Here is a 13582-nt window from a genome sequence, read left to right as displayed (position 1 = left end):
TCCGTGGTGTCCGGGACCTTTCATGCAGCCGTATCAGCGCGACTTCATCCGTTTTGCCATCGATCGCGGCGTTCTGCGCTTCGGTGAGTTCACCCTGAAATCGGGGCGTACCAGCCCGTACTTCTTCAATGCCGGCCTGTTCAACACAGGTTCCGCGCTGGCCCAGCTGGGGCGTTGCTACGCGGCGGCCATCGTCGACAGCAAGATCCCCTTCGATGTGCTGTTTGGCCCGGCCTACAAGGGCATTCCCCTGGCGGCAGCCACTGCCGTGGCCCTGGCCGAACAACATCAGCTCGACGTACCGTGGTGCTTCAACCGCAAAGAGGCCAAGGATCACGGCGAGGGCGGCAGCCTGGTCGGTGCCCCGCTGGCCGGTGACGTGCTGATCATCGACGATGTAATTACCGCCGGCACCGCGATCCGCGAGGTCATGCAGATCATCAACGCCCAGCAGGCCAAGGCCGCCGGCGTGCTGATCGCGCTGAACCGTGAAGAGCGCGGCAATGGCGAGCTGTCGGCGATCCAGGAAGTCGAACGCGACTTCGGCATTCCGGTCGTGAGCATCGTCTCGCTGACTCAGGTGCTGGAGTTCCTGGCTGACGACCCGCAGCTCAAGCAGCACCTGCCGGCGGTCGAGGCCTACCGCGCCCAGTACGGCATCTGACCGGCTCGCGGCTCATGAAAATGGCGACCTTAGGGTCGCCTTTTTCATGCCTGTCATTCAGCGGCGGTTCGGGTAACTGGCCTGCACGGCATCAAGGAGATTTCCGAGCGGCGAAAGAAAGGCGGCCCTTGGGCCGCCTGTATCTCGTGTCAGTCTGTGCCGTACTTCGGCGAGCGTGGCCCGTAGAGGATCCCGCCATTCGGATAGGGTGTAAGCAGGCGTGCGCTGGTCATCCCGGCGATCGGGTAGCCGGCGTCATCCTGCACGCTGCTGATGATCTGGTTGATGGCCGCCGCCACCAACATGCCGATCAGGCCGCCCTGGTTCTGCTTGCCTTCCTCGCTGGAGGCCGTGGCGCTGCCGGTCCACAAGGTGGCACCGGTCTTCAGGTCGACCAGTTTGGCGCTGGCGGTGACGATGGTCGCGCTGCTCAGCACCATGTAGCGGGTGCCGTAGTCGCTGACGGTCACGTACAGACCGGCGTCGGCGCCGAAGATCTCGTTCAGCTTGGCCGTGGGCAGCTGGTGGATATCGGCCGGCGTGGTCAGGCCGTTCTGGCGGAAGGTTTCATCCACCAGTGCCACCGGCATCACGTAGTAGCCGGCCTCGGCCAGCGGATAGGTGACCTGGGACAGCATGCTGTAGGTGGCCTTGACGTCGGGCGACTCGTTCAGCGGCGGCAGGATCAGGATCGACTTCGGTCGGCTCTGCTTGTAGGCCGAATAGTCGATGCTCTTGCGTTCGGCGCAGCCGGCGAACAGGGCCAGCACGCAGGCGCCGACGATCAGTTGGGTCAGGCGCTTGATCATTGCTTGGCTCCCTTGCTGGCGTTGCTCATCAGGAAGTCCATGTAGGCCGCCGACTCGGGGAACAGCGCTTTTTCGGTACGGAACTGCTGGATCATCTGGTCATCCTTGCCCAGGCTGGAGTACAGCAGGCCCAACTGCGCGTGGTAGCCCGGCGGCACGGCGCCGTTCTTGGCCTTGATCTTCTCCAGGTCGCGCTCCAGGGCTGTGACTTGCTCTTCCTTGGCGTCACCCTTGAGGTAGCCGTACACCTGGGGCTGGTAGCTTTCCCACTGGTACAGGGTCTTGGGCGAATTGCAGCCGGCCAGCAGGACGCTGCCCAGCAGCAGCCCGGCGACAGTGCGCCAGGCCGGGTAGGTGATGCTCATCGAACGGTCTTCCTTGTCGTGTTGTGCTTGTTATTGCGCTTGTGGTTTCCACTGGCCGCTTTCGACTGCGCCCACCAGCTTGTTGACGGCTTCGCGCATGGCCAGGTCGAGCACTTTGCCGTTGAGGGTCGAGTCGTAGCTGGCGGTGCCGCCGAAGCCGATGACTTCACGGTTGGACAGGGCATATTCACCGGCGCCCTGGCTCGAATAGACCACTTCGGAGGTGCTGATGTTGACGATATTCAGGGCGACCTTGGCGTAGGCGATCTGGGTCTTGCCGCGGCCGAGGATGCCGAACAGCTGGTGATCGCCGACTTCCTTGCGGCCGAACTCGGTGACGTCGCCGGTCACCACGAAGTCGGCGCCCTTCAGGCGCTGGGCCTGGCCCTTGATGGCCGCCTCCTGCTGGATCTCGCCCATGTTGTCGCGGTCCAGCACGTTGAAACGGTTGGTCTGCTGCAGGTGGGTGATCAGGATGGTCTTGGCCTGGCCGCCGAGGCGGTCGACGCCGTCGGAGAAGATGCCGCGCATATAGCTGGAGCGGTTGTCGAACTTGCCCACGGCGATCGGCGTGCGCACGCCACTGTAGGGGCGGTTGACGCTTTCGACCTGTTGCACGGCAACAGCGGTGGAGGTTTCGGTGGCACAGCCGGCGATGGACCCGACAGCCAGGGCGGCTGCCAGCACGAGTCCTTGTGATGCGTATTTCACGCGTGATCTCCAGGTAAATAGAAACTATTCGCAACGAACGAGCATACTGTCACGTTGTTTCGGCAGTCTACCGGGAATCTTTATGGTCAAACACAAAGGTTGATGGCTATAAGCCATCTATTTGCGTGGGCGGGGGTGAAAGCATCGCGGGGCAGGCCTGCTCCCTCCAGGGAGCGGGCCTGCCCCGCGATAGGATTACAGCGGGATCAGCGTGGCTTGCGGTTGGTGATCAGGGTGCCCACGCCGCTGTCGGTGAAGATCTCCAGCAGCACCGCATTCGGCACGCGGCCGTCGATGATGTGCGAGCTGTTGACGCCGCCCTGGACCGCGTCCAGCGCGCATTTGATCTTCGGCAGCATGCCGCCGTAGATGGTGCCGTCGGCAATCAGCTCGTTGACCTGCTCGGTGGTCAGCCCGGTGAGGACCTCGCCCTGCTTGTCCATCAGGCCGGCGATGTTGGTCAGCAGCATCAGCTTCTCGGCCTTCAATGCCTCGGCCACCTTGCCCGCCACCAGGTCGGCGTTGATGTTATAGGACTCGCCGTTGGCGCCCACGCCGATTGGTGCGATCACCGGAATGAAGTCGCCCTTGACCAGCATGTTCAGCAGGTCGGTGTTGACGCTCACGACCTCGCCGACATGGCCGATGTCGATGATTTCCGGGGTGGTCATTTCCGGCGTCTGGCGGGTGACGGTCAGCTTCTTGGCGCGGATCAGCTCCGCGTCCTTGCCGGTCAGGCCGATGGCGCTGCCACCGTGGCGGTTGATCAGGTTGACGATGTCCTTGTTCACCTGGCCGCCCAGGACCATCTCCACCACATCCATGGTCGCCGCGTCGGTGACGCGCATGCCATCGATGAAGTGGCTGTCGATCGACAGGCGCTTGAGCAGGTCGCCGATCTGCGGCCCGCCACCGTGCACCACCACCGGGTTGATGCCCACGGCCTTCATCAGCACGATGTCACGGGCGAAGCCGGTCTTGAGCTCCTCGCTTTCCATCGCGTTGCCGCCGTACTTGATCACCAGGGTCTTGCCGACGAAGCGGCGGATGTAAGGCAGTGCTTCGGACAAAACCTCGGCTACATGGGAAGCGGCATCGCGATCGAGGGTCATGCAGGGCTCCAGGTAAGGAACGTAAAGTCGTCAGAACGGCAGTTGCAGGCCGGGTTGGACCCGCAGCAACTGCGTGCGGAATACAGCCTTGATTCGGTCGAGCTCTGCCGCGCTGTCGGCCTCGAAGCGCAGCACCAGCACCGGCGTGGTGTTGGAGGCGCGGACCAGGCCCCAGCCGTGGGGATAGTCGACCCGCACACCGTCGATGGTGGTCAGGTTGGCTTCGCCCCAGTCGGCGTCGCGTTGCAGTGCATCAATGATGCTGAATTTACCCTCGTCGGTCACATCAATGTTGATTTCCGGCGTGGAAATATCATTGGGGAACGCGGCGAACAGGCTTTCGGCGTCCTGCCCGGCCTTGCTGAGAATCTCCAGCAGGCGCGCGGCGCTGTAGATGCCGTCGTCGAAACCGTACCAGCGTTCCTTGATGAAGATGTGTCCGCTCATCTCGCCGGCCAGCAGCGAGCCGGTCTGTTTCATCTTCTTCTTGATCAGCGAGTGGCCGGTCTTCCACATCAGCGCACGGCCACCGTGCTGCTCGATCAGCGGGGTCAGGCGGCGGGTGCATTTGACGTCGAAGATGATCTCGGCGCCCGGGTTGCGCGACAGCACGTCCTGGGCGAACAGCATCAGCAGGCGGTCGGGGTAGACGATGCTGCCGGTGTTGGTCACCACGCCGACGCGGTCGCCGTCACCGTCGAAGGCCAGGCCGATGTCGGCACCGGTTTCCTTGACCTTGGCGATCAGGTCTTCCAGGTTCTCGGGCTTGCCCGGGTCAGGGTGGTGGTTGGGGAAGTGGCCGTCGACCTCGCAGAACAGCGGGATGACATCGCAGCCCAGGGCCTCGATCAGTTGCGGGGCGACTACGCCGGCGGCACCGTTGCCGCAGTCGACCACCACTTTCAGGCGCTTGGCCAGCTTCACGTCGGCGGTGATCTGCTGGAAGTAGCGGTCGAGGATCTCGACCTTTTCCACACGGCCTTCGCCGCGGGTCAGGTCGTTGGTCTTCAGGCGCGTCAGCAAGGCCTGGATCTGTTCGTTGGCCAGGGTGTCGCCGGCGATGACGATCTTGAAACCGTTGTAGTCCGACGGGTTGTGACTGCCGGTGAGCATCACCCCCGACTTGCCGGCCAGCACGTTGGCGGCGAAGTACAGCGCTGGGGTCGGCACCAGGCCGACATCGCTGACCTGGCAACCGGCGTCAGCCAGGCCCTTGATCAGTTGCTCGACCAGCATCGGGCCGGACAGGCGGCCATCACGGCCGACCGAAATCTGTGGCTCGCCCTGGGCGAGGGTCTGGGCGCCGATGGCGCGACCGATCCAGTAGGCGGTCTCGGCATGCAAGGTCTTGCCGACCACGCCCCGGATGTCATAGGCGCGGAAGATGCTGTCGGGCAGTGCGGGGACCAGCTGGGCCATGTCGTTCATCTCTGGGGACTCCATAAGTCAAAGGCTTCTGGGCAAGCGCAAACTGAACGCTTGGACGGCGGTTTCGCCAGAGAGTTCGCCATCCATGGCCCGAGCGGTCTGCTGTCGGCTCAGCGGGTGCCGGAGTGGCCGAAGCCGCCGGTACCGCGCTGGGTCTCGTCGAACTGCTCGACGATGTCGAAGTGCGCCTGCACCACCGGCACCAGGATCAGCTGGGCGATGCGTTCGCCGACGGTGAGGGTGAACGGCGTGTTGCCGCGGTTCCAGCAGGAGACCATCAGCTCGCCCTGGTAGTCCGAGTCGATCAGGCCGACCAGGTTGCCCAGCACGATGCCGTGCTTATGGCCCAGGCCCGAGCGTGGCAGGATCATGGCCGCCAGGCCCGGGTCGCCGATGTACACCGACAGGCCGGTGGGGATCAGCAGGGTCTGGCCCGGCTCGAGGACGGTGTCCTCCTTGAGCAGGGCGCGCAGGTCCAGGCCGGCGGAGCCGGGGGTGGCGTACTGCGGCAGGGGGAATTCGGTGCCCAGGCGTGGGTCGAGGATCTTGGCTTGAAGAGCGTGCATGTAACTTATTGAACCTGGTTGAGCCGTTCGGCGATGAAGGCAACCAGCTGGCGGGCGATCTTGCCCTTGCTGGTCTGCGCGAAGAGGGTCTGGTGCTGCTGGCGGTCGATCACGGTCAGCGCGTTCTCCTCGCTGTTGAAGCCGATGCTGGGGTTGGCCACATCATTGGCGACAATCAGGTCGAGGTTCTTGTCCTTGAGCTTGCGCGTGGCGTAGTCGAGCAGGTGCTCGGTCTCGGCGGCGAAGCCCACGCTGAACGGGCGATCAGGCCGGCCGGCAATGGTCGCAAGGATATCGGGATTGCGCACCATCTGCAGCAGCATGCCGTCGCCTGTGGTGGGATCCTTCTTGAGCTTCTGTGGGGCGACGACTTCCGGACGGTAGTCCGCGACCGCAGCCGAGGCGATGAACAGGTCGCAGGGCATGGCCGCCTCGCAGGCCGCGAGCATGTCCCGCGCGCTCACCACGTCGATGCGGGTGACCCGGTCGGGCGTCTGCAGGTGTACGGGGCCGGTGACGAGGGTCACCCGGGCCCCGGCTTCGGCGGCGGCCTCGGCCAGGGCGAAGCCCATCTTCCCTGAACTATGATTGGTGATGTAGCGCACCGGGTCGATGTTCTCTTGCGTCGGCCCAGCGGTGATCAGCACGTGCTTGCCGGTCAGGGCCTGGCGCTTGAAGCTCTCGGCGGCGCACCATGCCAGGTCCGTGGCCTCAAGCATGCGGCCCAGGCCGACGTCGCCACAGGCCTGGCTGCCGGAGGCCGGGCCGAACACCTGGATGCCGCGACTTTTGAGCAGCTCGAGGTTGGCCTGCGTGGCCGGGTCGCGCCACATGGCCTGGTTCATCGCCGGGGCGACGGCCACGGTTGCATCGGTGGCCAGCACCAGGGTGGTCAGCAGGTCGTCGGCCATGCCCTGGGCCATGCGCGCCATCAGGTCGGCGGTGGCCGGGGCGATCAGCACCAGGTCGGCCCACTTGGCCAGCTCGATATGGCCCATGGCCGCTTCGGCGGCGGGGTCGAGCAGGTCCATGTGCACCGGGTGGCCGGACAGTGCTTGCAGCGTGAGCGGGGTGATGAACTCGGCGCCACCACGGGTCATGACCACGCGCACCTGCGCGCCGTGTTCCAGGAGTCGGCGAATCAGCTCGGCGCTCTTGTAGGCGGCGATGCCGCCACCCACGCCGAGAACGATGCGCTTGCGATACAACCGCTGCATAGGCCTTGCCTTATTCCAGTGAAAGCGGGCGGCGACGATAGCTGCCTGCGGCAGATCGTCGCATTTTCGAAGCGAACTAGATTAACACAGCGCCCAAATGGGCCGTAGTGGCAGGCGAGGAGGGTAAATGAACATCAGGGAGTGGCCGGCTGAGGAACGGCCGAGGGAAAAACTGTTGCAGCGTGGGGCGTCGATTCTTTCGGACGCGGAATTGCTGGCCGTGCTGCTGGGCTCGGGGGTTGCCGGGCGCAATGTGCTCGACCTCGCCCGTGGCCTGCTGGCGAAGTTCGGCGGGCTCAGGCAGCTCCTCGAGGCGGAACGAGCCAAGGTGCTGCGTGAGCCAGGCCTGGGACCGGTTAAGTATGCACAATTGCAGGCATTGCTTGAGATCGGCAGGCGCTATTTGGACGAACACATCGAGCGTGCGTCGGCCCTGGAGAGCCCGGCGTCGGTGAGGCGTTATCTGAAATCCATGCTGCGGCACGAGTCCAGCGAGGTGTTTGGCTGCCTGTTCCTGGACACCAAGCACCGACCGCTGGCGTTCGAGATACTGTTCCGCGGCACTATCGACCGCGCGAGCATCTATCCACGCGAGGTCGTGCGCCGGTCCTTGCTGCACAACGCGGCGGCGCTGATCCTCTGCCACAACCATCCGTCGGGCAATTGCGAGCCAAGCCAGGATGACGTGCATCTGACGCTGATGCTCAAGCGCTCGCTGGCGCTGATCGATGTGCGGGTGACGGATCATGTCATCGTCGGCGATGGTGAACCGTTTTCGATGCTTGAACATGGGTGGTTGGGGGGCTGATCCTCATGGGGCAAGCCCGCTCTCACGATGTGTGCGTGGGAGCGGCAGTGCGACTTGCCCTGTGATTAGGCCTCAACGGTCGACGGAGACCTTGCTGAAGTCCTGCCGCCCGAACGGGCTTACCTGATAACCCTCGACCCCTTTTTGCAGCAGCGCCGCCGCCGTGGGATGCGCCAGCGGCAGCCACAGCGCCTGCTGCTGGATCAGCGTCTGCGCCTGCTGGTACAGGCGGCTGCGCACGCTCTGGTCGTTGGTGGTGCGCCCGGCATTGATCAACTGGTCCAGGCGGCTGTCGCAGAAGCGCGCGAAGTTGGTCCCGGACTTGACCGCCGCGCAGGCAAACTGCGGGCTGAGGAAGTTGTCCGGGTCGCCGTTGTCGCCGGCCCAGCCCATGAACAGCAGGTCGTGTTCGCCGGCCTTGGCGCGGCGGATCAACTCGCCCCATTCGATGGTGCGGATCTCGGCCTTGATGCCGACCTTGGCCAGGTCCGCCTGGAGCATCTGTGCGCCGAGGCTGGGGTTGGGGTTGAGCAGGCTGCCTGCCGGGCGGGTCCAGATCGTGGTCTCGAAGCCCTTGGCCAGGCCGGCCTTGGCCAGCAGCGCCTTGGCCTTCTTCTGGTCCATGGCATAGCCGGGCAGGTCCTTGGCGTAGCTCCAGGTATTTGGCGGATAGGGGCCGTTGGCGGCGGTGGCGGTGTCTTCGAACACCGCTTTCAGGTAGGCGGGCTTGTCGAAGGCCAGGTTGATCGCCTGGCGCACCTCGGGTTTGTCCAGCGGCGGGTGCTGGCTGTTGATGGCGACGAAGGCGGTCATGAACGCCGGGGTGGTCGCCACCTTCAGGTTGCCGTCCTTGCCGGCTTCGGCAATGTCCAGTGGTTTGGGCGACAGGGCCACCTGGCACTCGCCGCGCTTGAGCTTCTGCAGGCGCACGTTGGCGTCCGGGGTGATGGCGTAGATCAGCGGATCGACGGACGGCTTGCCGGCGAAGTAGTCGGGGTTGGCGCGGTAGCGCACCACGGCGTCCTTCTGGAAGCGTTGGAAGACAAACGGCCCGGTACCCACCGGCTGGCTGTTGAGCTTGTCCGGTGTGCCGGCCTTGAGCAGCTTGTCGGCGTACTCGGCCGAATAGATCGAGGCGAAGCCCATGCTCAGGGTGGCCAGGAAGGTGGCGTCGGCGTGGGTCAGGGTGAAGCGCACAGTTCGCGGATCGGGTGCGTCGATCGCCTTGATCAGGCTCCCCAGCTGCAGCGACTGGGCATGCGGGTAGCCGCCCGGGGCGGTCTTGTGCCAGGCGTGGGCCGGATAGAGCATGCGCTGGAAGCTGAACAGCACGTCGTCGGCGTCCAGGTCGCGGCTCGGCTTGAAGAACGGCGTGGTGTGGAACCGCACGCCCTGGCGCAGCTTGAAGTCGTAGATCAGGCCATCGGCTGACACCGTCCAGCTTTCGGCCAGGCTCGGCACCACCTTGCCGAGGCCGGCATCGAACTCGACCAGACGGTTCATCAGCACATCGGCCGAAGCATTGGTGGTGGTCAGCGAGTTGTACTGCACCACGTCGAAGCCCTCCGGGCTGGCTTCGGTGCACACCGACAACGGCGCTGCCTGGGCCAGGCCGGCGGCGCACAGGGTGGTGAACAGGAGGGAAAGGGCGGCGGCACGCATGGTGACTCCTTGGCTGGTCGGTGGCCCATCTGCCGGTGCAGTCTGGAAAATTCAGGAAATGTCCTACCCTAGTGCGGACATGGGCAAATGACCACACCCTTTCGCATTAATTCGGCGACGGGCGGTCGACAGCTTCCCGCCCCAGTCGTTATGCTGCCCGGGCGCGCTCGGCCTGACCGGAATACTCATCTTCTGTTGTTGTGGCAGAGTCTTTCTGGTATAAAGCAGCGCTCTTTTCTAGGGGCTCGGCCTGTCGCGTCAGCGAATACGGTCGATAAGACCTCCAGAATCACGGCGCCTGGCGCCAAAGACTGAGAGATTAAGCGGCCAACCCATGCCGGGTTGGGCATGTGGTTTTAGAGGGCTGAGTCATGTCGAGAGTCTGTCAAGTTACTGGTAAGGGTCCAGTAACCGGGAACAACATTTCCCACGCAAACAACAAAACCCGTCGTCGTTTCCTGCCGAACCTGCAGCACCACCGTTTCTGGGTTGAGTCCGAGAAGCGTTTCGTGCGTCTGCGCGTATCCGCCAAAGGCATGCGCGTCATTGACAAGCGTGGTATCGACGTAGTGCTGGCCGAGCTGCGCGCTCGCGGCGAAAAGTTCTAAGGAGAACGTCATGCGTGAATTGATCCGTCTGGTTTCGAGTGCCGGCACCGGCCACTTCTACACCACCGACAAGAACAAGCGCACCACCCCGGACAAGATCGAGATCAAGAAATACGATCCGGTCGTCCGCAAGCACGTGGTGTACAAGGAAGCCAAGATCAAGTAATTGATCTGCGACCTGAAAAACCCGCTACCGTAAGGTGGCGGGTTTTTTTATGCCTGTTTGAAAGCGGCTTGCCCCGCGATCGGGCTTACTTCTGCTCGAACAGCACATAGATCTTGCGGCACGGCTCCAGCACTTCCCAGGTGCCCTTGAAGCCGGCCGGGATAACGAACCGATCACCGGTACGCAGGGTCTTGGCGTTGCCTTCCTGGTCGCGCAGCACCGAAACACCCTGGACGATCTCGCAGTACTCGTGTTCGGTGTAGTTCACTGTCCACTGGCCCACCTCGCCTTCCCAGACCCCGGCGGCGAACTGGCCGCAAGGGCTGGAATAATGGTTGTAGACAGCCTGGTCAGGCTCGCCCTTAAGGATTTTCTCCGCCGCCGGGCGGTAGCGTTCGGCCTCGGTGAGAACTTGGGCGAAGTCGACGATACTGGCGATGCTCATGGTTGTTACCCTGTTGTTGTTTAATAAAATGCACATCAGTAGGCTTTTAGGCCATTCGTGTCAAATATATTGATAGTTTGTCCGCCCTGGTTTAGGGTGTCGGATGCCGGTGTGCGTTCGTCGCCCGGCCAGAATTTCTGACAGCGCCCGTGAGTCCTCAGTGCGGCGTTGCACCTTAACAAGAGAGGAGTTTCCTATGACCACCCTGACTCGTGCGGACTGGGAACAGCGTGCCCAGCAACTGAAGATCGAAGGCCGAGCCTTCATCAACGGCGAATACACCGATGCCGCCTCCGGTGAAACCTTCGACTGCCTGAGCCCGGTGGACGGACGCTTCCTGGCCAAGGTCGCCAGCTGCGACCTGGCCGACGCCAACCGCGCCGTCGACAACGCCCGCGCCGTGTTCGAATCCGGTGTCTGGTCGCGCCTGGCCCCGGCCAAGCGCAAGGCCAAGCTGATCCGCTTCGCCGACCTGCTGCGCAAGCACGTCGAGGAGTTGGCCCTGCTCGAAACCCTCGACATGGGCAAGCCGATCAGTGACTCCTCCTCCATCGACATTCCGGGCGCGGCCCAGGCCATCCACTGGACTGCCGAAGCCATCGACAAAGTCTACGACGAAGTCGCCCCGACCCCGCATGATCAATTGGGCTTGGTGACCCGTGAGCCAGTGGGTGTGGTCGGTGCCATCGTGCCGTGGAACTTCCCGCTGCTGATGGCCTGCTGGAAGCTGGGCCCGGCCCTGGCCACCGGTAACTCCATCGTCCTGAAACCATCGGAAAAGTCGCCGCTTACCGCCATTCGCATCGCCCAGCTGGCCATCGAGGCCGGTATCCCGGCGGGCGTGCTGAACGTGCTGCCAGGCTACGGCCACACCGTGGGCAAGGCCCTGGCCCTGCACATGGACGTGGACACCCTGGTGTTCACCGGCTCCACCAAGATCGCCAAGCAGCTGATGGTCTACGCGGGCGAGTCGAACATGAAGCGCGTCTGGCTGGAAGCCGGCGGCAAGAGCCCGAACATCGTCTTCGCCGACGCCCCTGACCTGCAGGCTGCTGCCGAGGCCGCCGCCAGCGCCATCGCCTTCAACCAGGGCGAAGTCTGCACCGCGGGTTCGCGCCTGCTGGTCGAGCGTTCGATCAAGGACAAGTTCCTGCCCATGGTGGTCGAGGCCCTCAAGGCCTGGAAGCCGGGCAACCCGCTGGACCCGGCGACCACCGTCGGCGCGCTGGTCGATACCCAGCAGATGAACACCGTGCTGTCGTACATCGATGCCGGTCATCAGGATGGCGCCAAGCTGCTGGCCGGTGGCAAGCGCATCCTCGAAGAGACCGGTGGCACCTATGTCGAGCCGACCATCTTCGACGGCGTGACCAACGCCATGAAGATCGCCAAGGAAGAGATCTTCGGCCCGGTGCTGTCGGTGATCACCTTCGACACCGCCGAGGAAGCCATCGCCATTGCCAACGACACGCCGTATGGCCTGGCCGCCGGCATCTGGACCGCGGACATCTCCAAGGCCCACAAGACCGCCCGCGCCGTGCGCGCCGGCAGCGTCTGGGTCAATCAGTACGACGGCGGCGACATGACCGCGCCGTTCGGCGGCTTCAAGCAGTCGGGCAACGGCCGTGACAAGTCGCTGCACGCGTTGGAGAAATACACCGAGTTGAAGGCGACCTGGATCAAGCTGTAATCCAGTAACGTCTCATCGCGGGGCTCGTGGGGGCGGGCTTGCCCCGCGATGAGCCGCAGACAGCCGGGCCGGTTCACGCCGTCCCGGCTTTGTCGTCTCTGTCATATACGATTTGCGCTCAAAGGAGGCTGTGATGCGTTGGGGAACCTACTTTGCCGTCCTGGCGTCGGTGCTCAGTGTCGGGCTCGCCCTCGGCGTGAGCATGCCGCTGGTGTCCTTGCGCCTGGAGGGCTGGGGCTACGGCGGGTTCGCCATCGGTGTGATGGCAGCGATGCCGGCGCTGGGCGTGCTGGTGGGGGCCGCGGTGGCCAGCCGCCTGGCCGGCTGGCTCGGTGTGCCTGCAGCGATGCGCCTGTGCTTGTGGGGCGGCGCGGCGTCCATTGCCCTGGTCGCGCTGCTGCCCAGCTACCCCTTGTGGCTGCTGCTGCGCCTGATGATCGGCATGTCGCTGACCGTGGTGTTCATCCTCGGCGAAAGCTGGATCAACCAACTGGTGGTCGAGCAATGGCGCGGACGGCTGGTGGCGCTGTATGGCAGCAGCTATGCCCTGAGCCAGCTGGCCGGGCCGCTGGTGCTGGGTTTCCTCGGCTCGGACGACGACTTCGGTTTCTGGGCGGCGACCGGCCTGCTGCTGGTTGCGCCTTTGATTTTGCTGGGCCGGGGAGGGGCGCCGACCACCGAGGCGTGCAGCGTGACCTTCAGCGACCTGTTCGGCTTCTGCCGACGCCTGCCGGTGATCGCCTGGGCCATCGCGCTGTTCGCGGCGTTCGAGGCGATGATCCTGACGCTGCTGCCGGTGTACTGCCTGCAGCAAGGGTTCACCACGGAGGTGGCGTTGTTCATGGTCAGCACCGTGGTGGTCGGCGACGCGGTGCTGCAATTGCCGATTGGCGCCCTGGCCGATCGCATGTCGCGGCGCACGTTGTTCAGTGGCTGCGCGCTGATCTTGCTGGTTTCCAGCTTGGCGATCCCCTTGCTGTTGCACACACCGGTCATCTGGCCGCTGTGGGTGTTGTTCGGTGCCAGTGCGGGTGGCTTGTTCACCCTGTCGCTGGTGCTCATCGGCGAGCGCTACCGGGATGACGAACTGGTGCGGGCCAACGCCCATGTGGCGCAGCTGTGGGGCATTGGTTGCCTGCTCGGGCCGTTGCTGGCCGGGGCGGGGAGCCAGTGGATCAGTGGACACGCGCTGCCGTTGCTGATGGCGGTGGGGGCGGCGGGGTTGGTGGTGCTGACCCGGCGGCGGGATGCCTTCGAGCCGGCGTCGGCCTGACCGATAGCAATTGCGGGGCAAGCCCGCTCCCACGACCGGCGTGGGAGCGGGCTTGCCC

The 13582-nt window shown here is 64.3% G+C and carries 14 protein-coding genes and 1 pseudogene; 6 read left to right on the top strand and 9 right to left on the bottom strand.

Features of this window, described 5'->3' with window-relative positions; all coding sequences use genetic code 11:
* The first annotated feature begins 22 nt into the window (after nucleotides 1-22).
* Entirely contained in the window at nucleotides 23-664 is a 642-nt protein-coding gene (gene pyrE / locus AC25ND_RS05295; RefSeq protein ID WP_011536401.1) for an orotate phosphoribosyltransferase, read from the top strand.
* A gap of 149 nt (nucleotides 665-813) precedes the next feature.
* On the opposite strand, the gene AC25ND_RS05290 is transcribed toward pyrE, so the two are convergent.
* The 7 genes and pseudogenes from AC25ND_RS05290 to coaBC form a co-directional block, all read right to left on the bottom strand.
* The gene (locus tag AC25ND_RS05290) at nucleotides 814-1473 is read right to left on the bottom strand and encodes a DUF799 domain-containing protein (RefSeq protein ID WP_028689941.1); all 660 of its coding nucleotides are present in this window, start codon (nucleotides 1471-1473) and stop codon (nucleotides 814-816) included.
* Complete coding sequence (locus tag AC25ND_RS05285; RefSeq protein ID WP_028689940.1) at nucleotides 1470-1838, bottom strand: DUF4810 domain-containing protein; 369 nt, start codon at nucleotides 1836-1838, stop codon at nucleotides 1470-1472. Before AC25ND_RS05285 ends, AC25ND_RS05290 begins: the two co-directional genes overlap by 4 nt.
* Nucleotides 1839-1868: 30 nt before the next feature.
* Nucleotides 1869-2549, bottom strand: a complete 681-nt coding sequence (locus AC25ND_RS05280; RefSeq protein ID WP_028689939.1) for a CsgG/HfaB family protein — start codon at nucleotides 2547-2549, stop codon at nucleotides 1869-1871.
* A 206-nt stretch (nucleotides 2550-2755) separates the two neighbouring features.
* The gene (argB, locus tag AC25ND_RS05275; RefSeq protein WP_028689938.1) at nucleotides 2756-3661 is read right to left on the bottom strand and encodes an acetylglutamate kinase; all 906 of its coding nucleotides are present in this window, start codon (nucleotides 3659-3661) and stop codon (nucleotides 2756-2758) included.
* A 30-nt stretch (nucleotides 3662-3691) separates the two neighbouring features.
* Nucleotides 3692-5065 (bottom strand): annotated as a pseudogene (locus AC25ND_RS05270) (phosphomannomutase/phosphoglucomutase); the annotation flags it as partial.
* 134 nt (nucleotides 5066-5199) lie between these two features.
* Entirely contained in the window at nucleotides 5200-5655 is a 456-nt protein-coding gene (gene dut / locus AC25ND_RS05265; RefSeq protein WP_028689936.1) for a dUTP diphosphatase, read from the bottom strand.
* A gap of 5 nt (nucleotides 5656-5660) precedes the next feature.
* A complete protein-coding gene (gene coaBC / locus AC25ND_RS05260; RefSeq protein ID WP_028689935.1) occupies nucleotides 5661-6872 on the bottom strand; it encodes a bifunctional phosphopantothenoylcysteine decarboxylase/phosphopantothenate--cysteine ligase CoaBC in 1212 nt (403 codons plus the stop codon).
* Nucleotides 6873-6999: 127 nt separating this feature from the next.
* Here coaBC and radC point away from each other — a divergent pair, with 127 nt between their 5' ends.
* Nucleotides 7000-7680 (top strand): RadC family protein, encoded by a 681-nt coding sequence (gene radC, locus AC25ND_RS05255; protein WP_028689934.1) that lies wholly within the window; start codon nucleotides 7000-7002, stop codon nucleotides 7678-7680.
* A gap of 72 nt (nucleotides 7681-7752) precedes the next feature.
* Here the strand turns inward: radC and AC25ND_RS05250 are convergent, their stop codons facing one another.
* On the bottom strand, nucleotides 7753-9342 hold the full coding sequence (locus tag AC25ND_RS05250) for an ABC transporter substrate-binding protein (protein ID WP_186595091.1): 1590 nt from the start codon (nucleotides 9340-9342) through the stop codon (nucleotides 7753-7755).
* A 371-nt stretch (nucleotides 9343-9713) separates the two neighbouring features.
* On the opposite strand from AC25ND_RS05250, the gene rpmB reads away from it, so the two are divergent.
* Together rpmB and rpmG are read left to right on the top strand one after the other, a co-directional pair.
* Complete coding sequence (gene rpmB / locus AC25ND_RS05245; RefSeq protein WP_003258972.1) at nucleotides 9714-9950, top strand: 50S ribosomal protein L28; 237 nt, start codon at nucleotides 9714-9716, stop codon at nucleotides 9948-9950.
* A 10-nt stretch (nucleotides 9951-9960) separates the two neighbouring features.
* On the top strand, nucleotides 9961-10116 hold the full coding sequence (gene rpmG, locus AC25ND_RS05240) for a 50S ribosomal protein L33 (RefSeq protein ID WP_003253507.1): 156 nt from the start codon (nucleotides 9961-9963) through the stop codon (nucleotides 10114-10116).
* Between the two features lie 85 nt (nucleotides 10117-10201).
* On the opposite strand, the gene AC25ND_RS05235 is transcribed toward rpmG, so the two are convergent.
* Nucleotides 10202-10561, bottom strand: a complete 360-nt coding sequence (locus AC25ND_RS05235; protein ID WP_028689931.1) for a cupin domain-containing protein — start codon at nucleotides 10559-10561, stop codon at nucleotides 10202-10204.
* Between the two features lie 196 nt (nucleotides 10562-10757).
* Between AC25ND_RS05235 and AC25ND_RS05230 the strand changes: the two genes are divergently transcribed.
* Together AC25ND_RS05230 and AC25ND_RS05225 are read left to right on the top strand one after the other, a co-directional pair.
* Nucleotides 10758-12251: an aldehyde dehydrogenase gene (locus AC25ND_RS05230; RefSeq protein WP_028689930.1), complete on the top strand. Its 1494-nt coding sequence runs from the start codon at nucleotides 10758-10760 to the stop codon at nucleotides 12249-12251.
* Nucleotides 12252-12384: 133 nt separating this feature from the next.
* Complete coding sequence (locus AC25ND_RS05225) at nucleotides 12385-13524, top strand: MFS transporter (protein WP_186595089.1); 1140 nt, start codon at nucleotides 12385-12387, stop codon at nucleotides 13522-13524.
* The last annotated feature ends 58 nt before the right edge of the window (nucleotides 13525-13582 follow it).

It is taken from the genome of Pseudomonas sp. P110(2024), assembly GCF_057480795.1.
This window is presented reverse-complemented; position numbering and strand designations above follow the sequence as displayed.

What these genes read in the sequence shown, in the direction of transcription:
- pyrE (WP_011536401.1), top strand. Translation starts at nt 23, where the DNA reads ATGCAGCCGTATCAGCGCGACTTCATCCGTTTTGCCATCGATCGCGGC.
- AC25ND_RS05290 (WP_028689941.1), bottom strand. Translation starts at nt 1,473, where the DNA reads ATGATCAAGCGCCTGACCCAACTGATCGTCGGCGCCTGCGTGCTGGCC.
- AC25ND_RS05285 (WP_028689940.1), bottom strand. Translation starts at nt 1,838, where the DNA reads ATGAGCATCACCTACCCGGCCTGGCGCACTGTCGCCGGGCTGCTGCTG.
- argB (WP_028689938.1), bottom strand. Translation starts at nt 3,661, where the DNA reads ATGACCCTCGATCGCGATGCCGCTTCCCATGTAGCCGAGGTTTTGTCC.
- dut (WP_028689936.1), bottom strand. Translation starts at nt 5,655, where the DNA reads ATGCACGCTCTTCAAGCCAAGATCCTCGACCCACGCCTGGGCACCGAA.
- coaBC (WP_028689935.1), bottom strand. Translation starts at nt 6,872, where the DNA reads ATGCAGCGGTTGTATCGCAAGCGCATCGTTCTCGGCGTGGGTGGCGGC.
- radC (WP_028689934.1), top strand. Translation starts at nt 7,000, where the DNA reads ATGAACATCAGGGAGTGGCCGGCTGAGGAACGGCCGAGGGAAAAACTG.
- AC25ND_RS05250 (WP_186595091.1), bottom strand. Translation starts at nt 9,342, where the DNA reads ATGCGTGCCGCCGCCCTTTCCCTCCTGTTCACCACCCTGTGCGCCGCC.
- rpmB (WP_003258972.1), top strand. Translation starts at nt 9,714, where the DNA reads ATGTCGAGAGTCTGTCAAGTTACTGGTAAGGGTCCAGTAACCGGGAAC.
- rpmG (WP_003253507.1), top strand. Translation starts at nt 9,961, where the DNA reads ATGCGTGAATTGATCCGTCTGGTTTCGAGTGCCGGCACCGGCCACTTC.
- AC25ND_RS05235 (WP_028689931.1), bottom strand. Translation starts at nt 10,561, where the DNA reads ATGAGCATCGCCAGTATCGTCGACTTCGCCCAAGTTCTCACCGAGGCC.
- AC25ND_RS05230 (WP_028689930.1), top strand. Translation starts at nt 10,758, where the DNA reads ATGACCACCCTGACTCGTGCGGACTGGGAACAGCGTGCCCAGCAACTG.
- AC25ND_RS05225 (WP_186595089.1), top strand. Translation starts at nt 12,385, where the DNA reads ATGCGTTGGGGAACCTACTTTGCCGTCCTGGCGTCGGTGCTCAGTGTC.